Origin of the sequence: Saccharopolyspora sp. ASAGF58 (assembly GCF_012277335.1) — a bacterium.
In the GTDB taxonomy this organism is placed as follows: domain Bacteria; phylum Actinomycetota; class Actinomycetes; order Mycobacteriales; family Pseudonocardiaceae; genus Saccharopolyspora; species Saccharopolyspora hattusasensis.
The window spans coordinates 1,761,172-1,775,691 of the sequence record NZ_CP040605.1 but is presented as its reverse complement, the minus strand read 5'-3'; the positions used below and the strand labels follow the sequence as shown (position 1 = coordinate 1,775,691).

At 70.1% G+C, this 14,520-nt stretch carries 14 protein-coding genes and 2 pseudogenes; 10 read left to right on the top strand and 6 right to left on the bottom strand.

From position 1 onward, the window contains the following. Positions 1-80: 80 nt before the first annotated feature. Together FDZ84_RS08145 and FDZ84_RS40565 are read left to right on the top strand one after the other, a co-directional pair. Complete coding sequence (locus FDZ84_RS08145; RefSeq protein WP_168589894.1) at positions 81-671, top strand: pentapeptide repeat-containing protein; 591 nt, start codon at positions 81-83, stop codon at positions 669-671. Further along, complete coding sequence (locus tag FDZ84_RS40565) at positions 563-1,180, top strand: DUF5753 domain-containing protein (protein WP_371812876.1); 618 nt, start codon at positions 563-565, stop codon at positions 1,178-1,180. Before FDZ84_RS08145 ends, FDZ84_RS40565 begins: the two co-directional genes overlap by 109 nt. Positions 1,181-1,482: 302 nt before the next feature. Here the strand turns inward: FDZ84_RS40565 and FDZ84_RS08140 are convergent, their stop codons facing one another. Then, complete coding sequence (locus tag FDZ84_RS08140) at positions 1,483-4,050, bottom strand: TNT domain-containing protein (RefSeq protein ID WP_168585393.1); 2,568 nt, start codon at positions 4,048-4,050, stop codon at positions 1,483-1,485. Positions 4,051-4,399: 349 nt separating this feature from the next. Here FDZ84_RS08140 and FDZ84_RS08135 point away from each other — a divergent pair, with 349 nt between their 5' ends. The 6 genes and pseudogenes from FDZ84_RS08135 to FDZ84_RS38680 all read left to right on the top strand — a co-directional run. Continuing rightward, a complete protein-coding gene (locus FDZ84_RS08135) occupies positions 4,400-5,587 on the top strand; it encodes an MFS transporter (RefSeq protein ID WP_210435473.1) in 1,188 nt (395 codons plus the stop codon). A gap of 59 nt (positions 5,588-5,646) precedes the next feature. Continuing rightward, positions 5,647-6,030, top strand: a pseudogene (locus tag FDZ84_RS40560) (DMT family transporter). Next, a complete protein-coding gene (locus FDZ84_RS38685; RefSeq protein ID WP_246868877.1) occupies positions 6,027-6,572 on the top strand; it encodes a DMT family transporter in 546 nt (181 codons plus the stop codon). Before FDZ84_RS40560 ends, FDZ84_RS38685 begins: the two are co-directional and overlap by 4 nt. 6 nt (positions 6,573-6,578) lie before the next feature. Beyond that, positions 6,579-7,430: a bifunctional methylenetetrahydrofolate dehydrogenase/methenyltetrahydrofolate cyclohydrolase gene (locus FDZ84_RS08125; RefSeq protein WP_168585392.1), complete on the top strand. Its 852-nt coding sequence runs from the start codon at positions 6,579-6,581 to the stop codon at positions 7,428-7,430. 51 nt (positions 7,431-7,481) lie between these two features. Then, a complete protein-coding gene (locus FDZ84_RS08120; protein WP_010315983.1) occupies positions 7,482-7,775 on the top strand; it encodes a DUF3017 domain-containing protein in 294 nt (97 codons plus the stop codon). Then, positions 7,772-7,937: pseudogene (locus FDZ84_RS38680) on the top strand (GntR family transcriptional regulator); the annotation flags it as partial. The gene FDZ84_RS08120 and the pseudogene FDZ84_RS38680, both read left to right, overlap by 4 nt. A gap of 31 nt (positions 7,938-7,968) precedes the next feature. Here the strand turns inward: FDZ84_RS38680 and FDZ84_RS08110 are convergent. Both FDZ84_RS08110 and FDZ84_RS08105 read right to left on the bottom strand, forming a co-directional pair. Continuing rightward, positions 7,969-8,805: a DUF4253 domain-containing protein gene (locus tag FDZ84_RS08110; RefSeq protein ID WP_168585391.1), complete on the bottom strand. Its 837-nt coding sequence runs from the start codon at positions 8,803-8,805 to the stop codon at positions 7,969-7,971. An 88-nt stretch (positions 8,806-8,893) separates the two neighbouring features. Continuing rightward, entirely contained in the window at positions 8,894-9,937 is a 1,044-nt protein-coding gene (locus FDZ84_RS08105) for a medium chain dehydrogenase/reductase family protein (RefSeq protein WP_168585390.1), read from the bottom strand. Between the two features lie 95 nt (positions 9,938-10,032). Between FDZ84_RS08105 and FDZ84_RS08100 the strand changes: the two genes are divergently transcribed. Next, positions 10,033-10,713 carry a TetR/AcrR family transcriptional regulator gene (locus FDZ84_RS08100; RefSeq protein ID WP_168585389.1) on the top strand — a complete coding sequence of 227 codons (681 nt, stop codon included), beginning with the start codon at positions 10,033-10,035 and terminating at the stop codon, positions 10,711-10,713. A 334-nt stretch (positions 10,714-11,047) separates the two neighbouring features. Here the strand turns inward: FDZ84_RS08100 and FDZ84_RS08095 are convergent, their stop codons facing one another. From FDZ84_RS08095 to FDZ84_RS08085, 3 genes are all read right to left on the bottom strand, one after another. After that, on the bottom strand, positions 11,048-11,248 hold the full coding sequence (locus FDZ84_RS08095; RefSeq protein WP_168585388.1) for a DUF1918 domain-containing protein: 201 nt from the start codon (positions 11,246-11,248) through the stop codon (positions 11,048-11,050). A gap of 84 nt (positions 11,249-11,332) precedes the next feature. After that, a complete protein-coding gene (locus tag FDZ84_RS08090; protein ID WP_168585387.1) occupies positions 11,333-11,761 on the bottom strand; it encodes a hypothetical protein in 429 nt (142 codons plus the stop codon). Between the two features lie 332 nt (positions 11,762-12,093). Continuing rightward, positions 12,094-12,924 (bottom strand): metal-dependent hydrolase, encoded by an 831-nt coding sequence (locus FDZ84_RS08085; protein WP_168585386.1) that lies wholly within the window; start codon positions 12,922-12,924, stop codon positions 12,094-12,096. 208 nt (positions 12,925-13,132) lie between these two features. Between FDZ84_RS08085 and FDZ84_RS08080 the strand changes: the two genes are divergently transcribed. Next, positions 13,133-14,353 (top strand): NADP-dependent isocitrate dehydrogenase, encoded by a 1,221-nt coding sequence (locus tag FDZ84_RS08080; protein ID WP_168585385.1) that lies wholly within the window; start codon positions 13,133-13,135, stop codon positions 14,351-14,353. Positions 14,354-14,520: the final 167 nt, after the last annotated feature.

The window sequence follows — 14,520 nt, the reverse complement described above, 5'->3', positions numbered from 1 at the left end:
CCCGCCACCGGCTGGACCGTCTCGTGACCCCAGGAGACGGTGCCTCCGGGAACGTCGGTGCCGCGTGCCACCCTAGGGGCATGACGAGCGCGGTCGGCGAGGACTTCCAGGACGCGGTGCTGACGGACGAGCAGTGGGAGGGGCGAACGTTCGAGCGCTGCGACTTCACCGATGCCGACCTGTCCGGGCTGAGCACCCGCAATTGCGTGTTCACCGATTGCGTGTTCACCGGCACCGATCTCAACGGTTCGAAGCACGTCGCCACGGCCTTCCGGTCCTGCAAGTTCGAACGCACGGTGTTCGGTAAGTCCACTTTGGATGGATGCAGCCTCCTGGGGTCGAGCTTCGTGGACTGCCGCCTGCGCGCGTGGACGCTGCGCGAGACGGACCTGACGCTGGTGGGCATGGGCAAAGCGGATCTGCGCGGCATGGACCTGCGCGGAATCCGCTTCCGCGAAGCCAATCTCACCGAATGCGACCTCCGCCGCTGCGACCTGCGCGAAGCGGACTTCACGGGTGCCCGCCTGCTCGGCGCCCGCCTGGAAGAGGCGGACCTGAGGGAATCCCGGATCGACGCCGATGCTTTCGTGCAGGCGAACCTCAGGGGAGCCCGCATCGACACGATGACGGCCCTCGCCTTCGCAGCCGCCCACGGCCTCCGAGTCGACTAACCCTTCCCCGCAATCCGTCGACTTGGCAGGGGAGGTCGTCGAGCGAGGAGGTCTGGCGTTACTCGCAGAACTTCATCGACGGCCTGCTGCAAACCCCGGAGTACGCAGCCGCCTTCTTGGAACTGGGTCCGAAGGCGACGGAGCAGAGCGTCAAGCAGCAAGTCGAGTTCCGCCGCGCACGTCAGGACCGGGTCAATCGGGAAGACAGCCCGACCAAACTCCGCGTGGTGCTCGACGAAGCGGCGCTGCGCCGAAAGGTCGGCGGCACCGATGCCACGCGCGACCAGATCCGCCACCTCGTGGAGCTCGCGGAGCGACCCAGCATCACGATTCAGGTCGTTCCGTTCGACGCGGGCGCGTACCCCGGCATGCAGAGTCCGTTCACCTGCTGCGGTTCGCCGAGTGATTCGACGACATGCATGCCGTCTACCTGGAGAACCAGCGCGGCGCGGTCTAGATGGAGCGTCCCACTGACATCAAGTACTACATCCGGCTCTTCGAGCGGATGACCGACGTCGCGCTAGCGCTGCGGGAAACCGCGCATTTCATGGATAACCTGGCTTCGTCCCTGTGAACATGCCCGAGGGAAAAGCGCGATGTGACGGATCTTTCCAGTGCCTTATGGCGAAAGAGCACGTACAGCACAGAGCAAGGCACTTGCGTGGAGTCGGCGTTGAACGTGCCGGGGGGGGTGCCGTGCGGGATTCGAAGGCTCCGGAGCAGGTGTCTTGGTGTTCAGCCCGACCCAGCCGCAGGGGTTCCTCGCCGCAGCTGGGTCGGGCCGCTTCGACCGCTGATGAACGGGATCGGGTTACTCCATGGGTGGGCGGTCGTTGGCCGGCATTTCGGCCAGGGTGCCGTCCGCGAGGAGTTCGCTGATCGTTGCGGGGAGCACGAACGCCGTGCCGCCACCGGGTTGTTCGAACCACGGCACCGCGGTGCCTCGCATCGCCTGGAGCGGCCGCTGCACCCGGTACGCGAAGTACGAGCGGTTCGACCACTGCGGCGGAAGCGAACGGTGCGTGTACGGCGTGCGGATCGTGTACGTGACGTTGCCGTTCGGCTCGCCGAACCGGTCCAGTTCGGTGCCCGGCTGCAACATCACGATCCGCCGGTCCCGGTACAGCGTCAGCGGCGGCTCACCGCTGAGCGGCTGGATCTGCTGCCCGCCCTGGGGCTGCCCGCCCTGGGGCTGCCCGCCCTGGGGCTGCCCAGCCTGCGGCTGCCCAGCCTGCGGCTGCCCAGCCTGCGGTTGACCTGGCTGGCCGCCCTGCGGCGGACGCGACAGCCCTGGCGGCGGTCCCTGCCGGTGTGGGCCGGCCATGCCGAGCCCACCCGGGCCTGGGCGCCGCTCCGCGCCGCCGGCCGGGCCCTGAGCAGAACCTGGCGGCACCGGAGCGCCGCTTTCCCGGCGCGGCTGGCGCTTCGGCAGGGGCGGCGGCGCGCCCGGTCCGCCGACGGGCGGCTGCGCGGGCTGCCCGACCGGCGGCGACGGCGGTGCCGTCGGACCAGCCGGGGGCTGTGCGGGGCGGTCCAGCCTCGGTGCGGACTGGAACCGGGGCGTGTAGTCCCCGGCCTGGGCCGCGGGTTCCTGGCTCGATGGTTCCGGCGGCGCACCCGCCGGCTCCTGGTTCGCGGTGAACAGCGGGTTCGCCCCGCCGAGTTCCGGTTCCGGCGCCGAACGCTGCGGCAGAGCGGCCGGTTCTGCCGGGGAGCGCTGCGGCAGGTCGGGAACTTCTGGCACCGAGCGCTGCGGGAGGTCGGGAACGTCGGGCGCGGAGCGCTGCGGGAGGTCGAAAGTCTCGGGCGCGGAGCGCTGCGGGAGGTCGGGGACTTCTGGCGCGGAGCGCTGCGGGAGGTCGGGAGCCTCGGGCGCGGAGCGCTGCGGCAGGTCGGGAACGTCCGGCGCCGAACGCTGCGGGAGGTCGGCCACCGGGGCGGGGCCCGGCGCCGCAGCGCTGGCGGGCCGGTCCATTAGGAGGCTGCCCAGCAGGTACGCGGCGGCGTGGTCGACGCGGGCGAACCGGACTTCTTCGCCGCCGTCGGAACCGGCGGTGACGACCCAGTCCGCGCCGTCCTCGATCAAGCAGCGGGCGTCCGGGCTGTGGCTCCCGATGCGGTAGCCGGCACCGTCCACCCGGTGGTCGGTGAGCCGGTCGTGCAGCTTGGCCAGCACTTCCTGCGTGTCGGGCGCTTCGGCCTCGTCGAGCACGTGCCGGGATCCGCCGGTCGGCTCGGCGCGCTCGGGCTCGTCGTCGAAGTCCGGCTCCGGAATGGGCTCCGGCCTGGCAGACGAGGTCTCCGGCTCGTCGTCGAGTCCGTCGTCGAGTCCGTCGTCGAGTCCGTTGTCGAATTCGTTGTCGAATTCGTTGTCGAGCCCGTTGTCGAGTTCGTCGACAGGCTGGTCAAGGAGTTCGCTGACCGCTGCGTCGCGGGTGACGTCGTCGACCTCGACGAGCTGGAAGCCGCGGCTGCGGATGTGCTCGACGAGTTCGGCTTCCGGCGGCACCCCGTACTGCGTCAGGTAGTACGCGATGGCGCCCGGCCAGAGCCAGGCGCCGTCGGTGTGCCAGGTGCCCGGCACCGAGGCGGCGCGCTCCGGGTCGAGCTGGTCCTCTTCGTCCTCGCGGGAGGCGAGCACGACCGGGGCGTTCTCCAGGTACTGGCGCAGCGCCGCGACTTCCTCGGCCGGGACCGGCTGGCGGTCGGCGACCACCGGGCGGCCTTGCTCGTCGTAGTCGTCGAAGACGTTGGCCACCTGGAACCCGTCGGCCGGTTCGGCGATCCCCGGCTCCGGGATCGGCGCCTGGGCGACAGCGGGTCCGGCGTCCACGAGTTTGGGGGCAGCGGGTCCGGGGGCGGCGGATTCGACCACCGGTGCCTCAGCGACCGGCGGCTCCACGGTCGACTGCTCGGCGGTCGGTGCTTCGGAGGCCTGGACAGGGGTGCCGTCGAAGCGCTCCCGCATCCAGTCCGGGACGTTCTCCTCGGCGCGCGGGTAGCGGCGCAGTTCGTCGACGTACGCGGCGCGCGGCAGCGGGCGCTGCCAGAGGGGCTCGGAATCGAAGTTGATGTCGATCCGGTAGCTCGATGGACGTTCGACGACGTAGAGCGCGCTGAGCCAGGTGCCCACGTCGGGCCGGTACATGCCTTCGCGCAGGCGCTCGAAGATCTCCTGCAGTTCGATCGGCGGCTCCCAGGGGCGGGAACTGCCGTCTTGCACGGCCACCTCACCCAGCAGGTCGTGGTACTCACCGGTGGCGCGGTACTCCACCGTGATCTCCTGCCAGTCCTCGGGAGCGCCCTGTAACAGCAGAACCCCGATCCTGCGGGCGATCTGCTCCTGCTCTTCCGGACTGATCGCTGTCGGACGCGACATGGGCGACATCCTCCCCCTCTCGACGAAGCAACCCGACTCCACCCCGGCCAAGACGCTACTCGACGCGAACCCGGTGATGTGAGTTGTGGGCGAGTTCAGCGCTGTTGGTCCAGGACACGTGCGCACCTCCAAGATCCTCATCACATCGCGCGGTGATCTCGTCACGAGAGCCTGCCTGCTGGGCGGCCGGATGAACATCACACCACCAGGTGGATCGGACCAGCGGTGGTCCGGCCGAGGCGGATGGTCGACGAAATTCGGTAGCGGTACGGGCGTGCCAGACGCCAGAGTGAGTCGTGTGCTGCGTCCTTATCGACTTCTGGCGGCGGTTCCGCATGCGTCGAGCCTGATGGCGTTCAGCCTGCTCGGGCGCCTGCACATGCCTGCCCTGGCGATGGTGCTGGCCTTCCTGGTCGTCGACTGGACCGGGTCGTACGCCATCGGCGGCGTCATCGGGGCGACGGTCACGGCAGGTCAGGCCATCGCCGGACCGCTGCGCGGCCGGGCCGCCGATCGCAGTTCGGCGCCGCGCCTCCTAGTGGTGACCGGGCTGGGTTCCGGGCTCGGGATGGCGGCGATGGTCGTGGTGTCGCGCTGGGTGGATCCGGCGCAGTGGTGGCTGATGCTGCCGGTGGCGCTGCTCGCGGGGCTGTCGCACCCGCCGATCACGCAAGTCGGTCGGGCGATCTGGCCGCGGCTGACCGACGGTCCGGCGCGGGAGGCGGCCTTCGCGGTGGAGGCGACGCTGCAGGAGCTGCTGTTCGTGATCGCGCCGATGCTGGCGTCGTTCGTGGTGGCCGCTTGGGGTCCGGTCGCCGCGATGTTGTCCTGCGCGGCCTGGGCGGCTCTCGGTGCGGCGATGTTCGCTGCTTCGCTGTTGCGCGCGGGGATGCGCGAGGCGCCGGGGGACGGCGCGAGCGGTGCCGGCAAGACCGGGTCGCTGTTCCGGGTGCCGGGTTTCACGTCGTTGCTGCTGTTCTTCGCGCTGCTGGTCGGCGGGTTGATCGCGGTGGACCTGATGCTCGTCGGCTGGGCCCGAGAGCGGGGCGCCCTGGAGCTTGCGGGGCTGCTGGCCATGGTGTGGGCGGTCGGTTCGCTGGCCGGTGGCCTGGTGTCGGGCGGTTTCGCGGCGCGCCCGCGGCTTTGGCTGCGCGTCCTGCTCGCCGCGCTCGGGCTCGCCGCCCTGGTGCCCGCTTTGCCGCCGATCGCCGATCCGGGTTCGCCGTGGTTGGTCGGCGCGATCTTGCTGGTCGGGGGCACCGCGATCGCGCCGACGCTGGCCGCTTGCAACGGGCGGCTGGCGGACCTGACGCCGGTCGAGCGGCGCAGCGAGGCGTTCGGCTGGATGGCCAGCGCGACGATGCTGGGCGGCGCGCTGGCCGCCCCGCTGGCGGGTTGGATGCTCGACGTCTCCGGCCCGGCGGCGGCTGCCGCGGCGGCGGCCGGATTGGCGTTGCTGGGCTTCGGGTTTGTCGTACATCACAGCGTTCGGGCATCGCGTGCGCTGCCGGAGACGGAGCAGACTTCGGTTACGTGACTGCTACTTCCGTGCGGCGAACGCATGACCGGCCGAAGACCCGGGAACGAGTGCTCGGCATGTTCGGCGCGGCCGGGGTCGGGGTGCTGCTCGCCATCCAGGCGCGGATCAACGGCACGCTCGGAGCGCGGATGGACGACGGGATCGCCGCCGGGCTGATCTCGTTCCTGTGCGGTTTCGTCGTGCTCGTGGCGGCGACCTTCGTGATCCCGCAGGCGCGGCGCGGCTGGCGGAACCTCCGCGCCGAGCTGCGCAAACCGGATGGTCTGCGGCCATGACAGTGCCTCGGGGGCGTGTGCGGCGGATATCTGGTGTTCACGCAGGGAATGGCGGCGACGGCGCTCGGCGTCGCGATGTTCACCGTCGCGGTGGTGGCCGGGCAGATCAGCAGCGGCCTTGTGGTGGACCGGCTCGGATTGGGTCCGGCCGGCCCCAGCACGTGACCCCGGCGCGGCTGTTCGGGGCCGGGCTGGCCTTGGTGGCGGTGGTGATCGCGGTGTCCACGCAGTTGGGAAGCGGTCGAGCGAGCTGGCTGGTGCTGCTGCCCGCGCTGGCCGGGATCGGGCTCGGCTTGCAGGCGGCGGTCAACGGCCGGATGAAGCAGGCCGTGGACTCCACGGTGTTCGCGGCGATGTTCAACTTCGGCGTCGGGATGACAGCCGTCGCGCTGGCGTTCGCGGTCGAGGTCGTGCTGCGCGGCCTGCCGCCGTTGCCGGCCGATGCGTGGCTCTACACCGGCGGTTTCCTGGGGACCTTGGTGATCGGCGGGTCGGTGGCGCTGGTGCGCTTCACCGGCGTGCTGGTGCTCAGCCTGGGCATGATCGCCGGTCAGCTGGTCGGCGCGCTGCTGCTCGACGTGTTCGCCCCGGCCGGTGCGGGCATCTCGACGTCCACGTTCCTCGGCGTGCTGCTCACGTTGGTGGCCGTCGGTGTGGCCGCAATGCCGGACCGGGCGGGACGGTCCGCGCGCCGTCTGCCACGATGAACAGCCGTGAGCGCGACGATTCTGGACGGCAAGGCCACCAAGGACGCGATTTTCGACGAGCTGCGGCCCCGGGTCGCCCGGCTCGTCGAGCAGGGGCACGCACCAGGGCTGGCCACAGTGCTGGTCGGGGATGACCCCGGCTCGCAGTCTTACGTGCGCGCCAAGCACAACGACTGCGCCAAGGTCGGCATCAAGTCGATCCGCAAGGACCTGCCCGCCGACGTCAGTCAGGCCGACGTCGAGGCGGTGCTGGACGAGCTCAACGCCGACCCGGCCTGTACCGGCTACATCGTGCAGCTGCCGCTGCCCAAGCACCTCGACGCCGGGCCGCTGCTTGAGCGCATCGCGCCGGAGAAGGACGCGGACGGGCTGCACCCGATCAGCCTGGGGCGCCTGGTGCTCGGCGAGGAGGCACCGCTGCCGTGCACCCCGCGCGGCATCATCGAGCTGCTGCGCCGCTACGACGTGCCACTGAACGGTGCGCAGGTCGCGGTCGTCGGCCGCGGCATCACCGTCGGCCGCCCGATCGGCCTGCTGCTCACGCGGCGCAGCGAGAACGCCACGGTCACGCTTTGCCACACCGGGACCAGGGATCTCGCCGAGGAGGTGCGCCGCGCGGACATCGTCATCGCGGCGGCAGGCAAGCCGCACCTGATCACGGCGGACATGGTCAAGCCGGGCGCGGCGGTGCTCGATGTCGGTGTGAGCCGCACCGACGCCGGGCTGGCCGGGGACGTGCACCCGGACGTCGTGCAGGTCGCCGGGTTCGTGTCGCCCAACCCCGGCGGGGTCGGGCCGATGACCCGCGCGATGCTGCTGACCAACGTCGTCGAGGCGGCGGAGCGCAACGCCGGCTGATCCGTGCCGGGGGTGCCCCCGGTTAGAGTCCACCACCACGGGAGGAACGGCGTGAGCGAACGGTTCGGCGACGGGTCGCGCCTTTCGGTGCACGTGCCGTTCGGCCTGGTGCTGCTGGGCGTGCTGATCGGGCTCCTGCTGATCGCCCTCGGGCATTGGCGGCGGGGTTCGGTGTTGCTCGGTGTTGCGCTGCTGGTCGCGGCGGCGATGCGCGGCATGGTCCCGCAGGAGCGGGCCGGGTTGTTGGCGATCCGCAGCAGAGCTGTGGACGTCCTGCTCTACAGCGGGTTCGGGCTGGTGATCATCGCTGTGGCGATGACCATCAAGGGCGGGCTGCTGGGCTGAGCGCCGTGCGCATCGATCATCGGGCGGATCAGCCGGTTCGCAGCGGGATTCCCGAGCACGGCCGGATTCCGCGCTACTACGCGGTGAAGATCGAGCTGCTCGATCGACGAGCTGGGCGAGGGTACCGCGCTGCCCGCGGAGCGGGAGCTCGCCGAGCGCTTCGGGCGGTTAGCAGCCGAAACGTCAGCCCGGGCTACTCCCACCAGAAGGACCAGGTGCGGCGGCCGCGGATCTCCTGGGCGTAGGCCCCGATGGTGCCCGTCTCCTGGATGATCCGGTCCGGGCAGAAGGTCCAGTGCTCCGCGGCGACCGCTGCGGCGTGGTCCGGGTCCTGCGGAGGCGCCGCCACGCTGAGGTCGAGCCGGTCCGGGCCTAGGCGCAACAAGCGCGCCCCGAAGCGCTCCTCCCAGCTGCGGGCCATCGCCGAAAGCCCCGCCGTCCGCGACACGTGGTTCGCCGCGCCCGACCAGCCCAGCGCCGTCAGCACGTCCGCGCCGCGCTGAACCGGGACCAGCGCGAGCCGGGTGTCGGCGTCGATGAAGCGCGGCAACTGCTGGTTGGCCAGGACATCCGGGTCCGCCAGCAGGTTCCCGCCCCGCGCCGGTCCCGGGCACGCGTAACCGAACGGGGCCAGCACTTCCAGGTCGTACGCGGGCCCCAGGTCGTCGTCGGCCTGCACCAGGCCGTCCCAGATCCGGACCATCACGTCGACGACCCGCCAGCGATCGATGTGCTCGAGCGGTTCCGGCGGCACGACACCGACGGTGCACCGCTCCCCGTAGACCTCGTCGCTGTCGCACAGCAGCAGCGGCAACAGGCCGGTGAGGCTGTGCTCGGCTCGGAGGGCGGCGATCAACTGCGGCACCGGGGCGGCGTCGCTGATCCAGCACAGCGGGGTGGGGTTGTCGCTGAGAGCGGTCTGCTCGGTCAGCACCTCACCTGGCGGTAGCGGGACGGAAACCGCTGCACGGGTGCCGAAAACAGCGGACAGGTCGGCAGGAGCCCCCGCTTGCCGGTCGTCTCGCAACACTTCACCGCCTCCTAGCCAAACGCCCCTCGTCGCGGACCACCTTAGAGGCAGGCCTGGACCTGTTTCCGCGGCGGTGCGCGCGCGAGGCCTAGGCGCGATCCAGCGAAAGGCCGGGGACGAGCACGATTCGCCCGGTCTCGGTGCCCGCCATGTGCAGGTCCAGGGCGCGCGCCGCGGATTCCAGTGGCAGCCGGCGGGCGACCAGGGGCCGCAACTGTCCACAGGCGACCATTCGGAGCAGCTCCGCGAGATCCGTTCGGAACTGGGCGTTCGGCTTGACGTAGTACATGCGCATCCGGCGGCCGCCCGTGCGCCCGAACAGCCGCGCCAGCTCCCAGCCGGCGAGCCGCCGCCCCAGGCCGAGGTAGGGCAGCCACCACGGTCCGTCGTCGTGCAGCGTCGCCGAACTGCCGTAGGCGTGCAGGGAGCCGCCGGGCGTGAGGAGTCGCCACGACCGATCCAGGCTCGCCGGACCGAGCGGGTCGAAGATGGCGTCCACGCCGCCGGGCGCGAGCTCCGCGACGCGGCTCCCGACGTCCTCGGTGCGGTGGTCGATCAGCTCCACCCCGATGTCCCGCAGCGCTTCGTGCCGACGAGCGGAGGCCGTTCCGATCACGCGGACCCCGGCGGCGACGCCGAGCTGGGCCAGCAGGATGCCGACCCCGCCGCCGACGCCGTGCACGAGCACCGTCTGTCCACGTCGGACTTTCGCCGCGCGGTGCAGCAGCTGCCAGGCCGTGACGCCGTTGAGCACCACCGAGACCGCCGTCGCGGCGTCGATGTCGTCGGGCACGGGAACCAGTTCGCTGTCGCGCACTTCGACGTATTCGGCCCACGCGCCGGTGCGCGGCATCGCCGCGACCCGCTGGCCGGGACGCCAAGAGGTCACCGCCGAACCGACCTCGAAGACCTCGCCGACCAGGTCGTAGCCGGGCACGAACGGGAACTTCGGCTGTGCCGGGTAGCGCCCGCGCAGCATCTGGACTTCGGCGAAGGCCACCCCGGCGGCCTCGACGCGGACCAGCACGCCGTGCGGCCCGGGCGCGGGCGGCGCGCTGCGGCGCGTGGTGACGACTTCGGTCCCGCCGAGGCCGGTCAGCACGATCTCGGTGCCGCTGGTGGGGATGGTCATGGACGCCTCTCTGTTAGAGCTAATTCTGTTGGTTAGAACATATAACATAACTATGAGCCTGTTACGGTTGGGCTGTCAAGCGGAGGAGGCAGGGCATGGAAGCAGCGCCGCGCAGCCCGCGCGAGCGGTTCCGGGAGCAGACCCGCGGCGAGGCCAAGCGGGTCGCGCTGGAGCAGCTCGCCGAATCGGGGCCGGAGGGGATCTCGGTGAACGCGATCGCGAAGCGGATGGGCATCACCGGCCCCGCGCTCTACCGGTACTTCGAGAACCGGGACGCGCTGCTGACGGATCTGATCGTGGACGCCTACCGGGACCTCGGCGACGCGCTGGACGACGTGGTGCAGGCGAACCGGCGGAAGGCGCCCGCGACGAGGTTCCGCGAGCTCGCCGCGCGGTTCCGGTCGTGGGCCCTGGAGCAGCCACACCGGTACCTGCTGCTGTTCGGCACGCCCGTGCCGGGCTTCCGGGCCCCGGAACTCACCATCGACCTCGCCGACCGGGCGTTCCGGCCCCTCCTCGACGTGTTCGCCGAACTGGCCCCCGACGGCCTACCCGGGGAGCGCACGATCCTGGACCGGCAGCTGACGGCCTGGCGCGAGCTGCGCGGCGGGCCGGCCGCACCGCCGGCTGTGCTGCAACGCGGACTGCATGCGTGGTCGCGCATGCACGGCCTGGTCAGCCTGGAAGTGGAGGGGCAGTTCGTCGCCATGGGCGTCGATCCGGAGCCGTTGTTCCGGGCGGAGGTGGAGTCGATCCTCGCCCAGCCCTGGCAGTAGAGACCGTTCCCGAAATCGTTTGCCTTGAGCTTCTGGTGGCTGCCCTGGCGGGAGGGGGTGGTGCCGCCCCGCCAAGTGGTGTGAAGCGAACGGCCCGCTCGCCTCGGTAGGCGGCTCGAACGGTCCGTCCGCTTCAACGAGCACATTCCAACAGCCGCTACACCCAGCCGACGCGCTCGCCGCGGACGCGCACGATTTCCGCCGGGACGTCGGGTGCCCTGCCCGTAGGCGGGCATCGTGGACCTGTGGCGGCGCGAGTGTGCGTGCACCGCTCGCCTGACGTCGACAGGTCGTGCCCGCCGCCTGCGCAGTCCGCTTGCCGCGATTTGCGGGGTCAGTCGCCCTCGCGGGGACGGGGCGTCTCGATCGAGCAATCGCCGCCCGGGTACACCAAGCCTTCGTGGCCGTCCCTGAACCGCACCTTGTACGGCGGGGCACCGTCCTCGCCGAGGACTTCCAGGATCTCGGCGAGCTTGTCGGCCTCGTCGACGTGCCTGCTGTGCACGTGCAGTTGGTCGCCTACGGCTGCTTTCATCACCCATCACCTCCGCGGTCCCAGACTAGGTGACCGAGGCCACACCGCGCATCGGGTGAGCCGCGGAGGTGATGGGCCGTTTCGTCAGTTGCCGATCTGCGAGCAGGTGGTGGTCACCTGCCGGTACTTCTCGAGCTGGGTGCTGGTCCACTCCGCGCTCGACTCCAGCGTGATCTCGCCGGAGGCGACCTGCTGCACGGACCGCTGGACGTCGATCAGGTTCTGCCGCAGCGTCTGGTCGGCCGTCTGCTCGGCCAGCTGGCGCAGTTCCTCAGCCTTCGCTTGCGCGTCGGCCTGCGCCTGCTTCGGGTCGGCGAAGTTGGGCATGAAGCTCGCGACGTTGATCGCCCGCAGGCAGGCCGACGCCGCGTCCAGGTTGGCCTGAGCCTGCTGGAGCTGCTCGTCGGCATTCTGCAGGTTCTGCCGGGCTTCCTGGACCTCGCCGCACGCGGCGAGGCCGATCAGCAGCGGCAACGACAGCGCTGCCACCACGAACCGCTTTCGAGCTCGCATGTTCCCTCCGGGGCTTCGGGCGGCGCCGGTGTGATTGCCGCTCTTGTACCCTATCGGCCCCGGAACGAGCGATGGGCGAAATGTCGTATCCTGCGGTGCCCGACGTCTCTATTCGAAGCGAACGGCCTGTTCGCGCCACCTGGAGCCGGTCGCAAAATTACGCCCATCACGTACCGTGATCGATCGATGACGGCTGAGGCGGCCACTGGTGGAGGAACGGCGGCGATCGAGCCTGATTTGGTACTTCGGTTCAGCCGTTTTCGCCGAAAACGCGACAGGCTCCCTGATGGCGCGAACGATCCGTTCGCTCCCTCAGGGAGGCTCGCGACGGGTCAGGACGGGGCGAGCCAGGCCATGACCTCGGGCGGCAGGTCGAGCTGGGCGAGCCACGGGGCCGCGCCGACGCGGTAGAGGGCGACCGCGCTGAAAACCACGGCGGCGATCGTCAGGCCCGGGCCGACCAGCATCATCTCGACCTTGCCGCCGGTCCTCATCCGTAGTGCCTTCGGCGGGGCGACCGGGTACCAGGTCATGCCGCTCAGCGGCACCGGCCAGAGCATCGGGCAACCCTGCTCGGTGATCGCGTCGCCGATGAAATGCGCGATGCAGCCGATCATCACCGCCACCCCGAAGGCCGCGGCGTTGGTGGGCTGGTCGTCGGCCCAGGCCCAGCAGGCGATGGTGAGCAGCACCGAGGCCACGGTGATCAGTAGCGCGTCCTTGCCGGAGGACCAGGTGTGCAGCAGCCCGCGGACCGCAAGCCCGGCGAAGAAGAACATCAGCACGCCGAGCGCGGCGCCCTCGCTGGTCTGCGCGATCGCCGTGGTGATCAGCCCGGCGAGCACCGCGAAGACGATGGTGTGGGTGAAGCCGCGGTGGGTGCCTTCCCGGTCGCTGTCGTGCTTGGTGCGGGTGAGGCGGTAGATGAAGCCGCTGAAGCCGCTGATCCCGGCCGACGCGCCGCGGGAGACGGCGCCGAAGGTGCTGGCCACCGTCGACTTGGGGTGGTCGATGTCGGGCAGCAGCGCGGCCCCGGCGGAAAGCGTCGCGCCGACCACCCAGGTCTTCGGGGATAATTGTCCCAGCGTGTGCGTGTCGGCCAGGGCGGTCACTGCCGCCCAAGCCGCGACACCGCTCATTGCGTGCGTCGGTCCAGTCGACACGGGCCCCTCCAATATCAGCCAACCAACCAAAGATCGTCCGATCGAGTGTCGAGCCTAGAAGAAGATCACGACACAGGGCACGCATCACGAACAGTGGCGCATCGCGCGTCCGCGCGGGTGGTGGTGGGCGACGGGGACAGGGCACAATCGAGGCCGATAGCAGTACGCTTGTACCGCTTGCATTCTCGCGAGAGGAGCACCCCGCCACATGAGCAAGATCAAGGTTCAGGGCACCGTAGCCGAGCTCGACGGCGATGAGATGACCCGGATCATCTGGTCCTTCATCAAGGACAAGCTGATCCACCCGTACCTGGACATCAACCTCGACTACTACGACCTCGGCATCGAGCACCGGGACGCCACCGACGACCAGGTCACGGTCGATGCGGCCAACGCCATCGCCAAGCACGGCGTCGGCGTGAAGTGCGCCACCATCACCCCGGACGAAGCCCGCGTGGAGGAATTCGGCCTGAAGAAGATGTGGCGGAGCCCGAACGGGACGATCCGCAACATCCTCGGCGGCGTCATCTTCCGCGAGCCGATCGTGATCTCCAACATCCCGCGCTACGTGCCAACCTGGACGAAGCCGATCGTCATCGGCCGTCACGCACACGGCGACCAGTACAAGGCCACCGACTTCAAGGTCCCCGGCCCGGGCACCGTCACCGTCACCTTCACCCCGGAGGACGGTGGCGAGCCGATCGAGTTCGAGGTCGCCAAGTTCGGTGCGGACGGCGGCGTCGCGATGGCGATGTACAACTACCGCAAGTCCATCGAGGAGTTCGCGCGCGCGTCCCTCCGCTACGGGCTCGATCGCGGCTACCCGGTCTACATGTCGACCAAGAACACGATCCTCAAGGCCTACGACGGCATGTTCAAGGACGTGTTCCAGGAGATCTTCGACAACGAGTACAAGGCCGAGTTCGACGCCAAGGGCATCACCTACGAGCACCGGCTGATCGACGACATGGTCGCCAGCGCCCTGAAGTGGGAGGGCGGCTACGTCTGGGCCTGCAAGAACTACGACGGTGACGTGCAGTCCGACACCGTGGCGCAGGGCTTCGGCTCGCTGGGCCTGATGACCTCGGTCCTGATGACCGCCGACGGCAAGGTGGAGGCCGAGGCCGCGCACGGCACGGTGACCCGCCACTACCGCCAGCACCAGCAGGGCAAGCCGACCTCGACGAACCCGATCGCGTCGATCTTCGCCTGGACCCGGGGCCTGCAGCACCGCGGCAAGCTGGACTCGACCCCGGAGGTCGTCGGCTTCGCCGACACCCTGGAGAAGGTCGTCATCGAGACCGTCGAGAGCGGCAAGATGACCAAGGACCTAGCGCTGCTCGTCGGCGGTGACCAGGCGTTCCAGACCACCGAGGAGTTCCTCGCGACGCTGGACGAGAACCTCCAGAAGAAGATGGCCGACCGCTGATCTTCGGCACCTGGTGAGAACGCCGTCCCCCTCGCGGGGGCGGCGTTTCGGTTTTCCGGGCGTCAGGGGGCGAAGACGCAGAACTCGTTGCCTTCCGCAATACCCCACTTGTGACATCTCTTTTCTGCCGCTGGCCCCGGTGGTGCGGAAATCGCTGCGACGCAAGG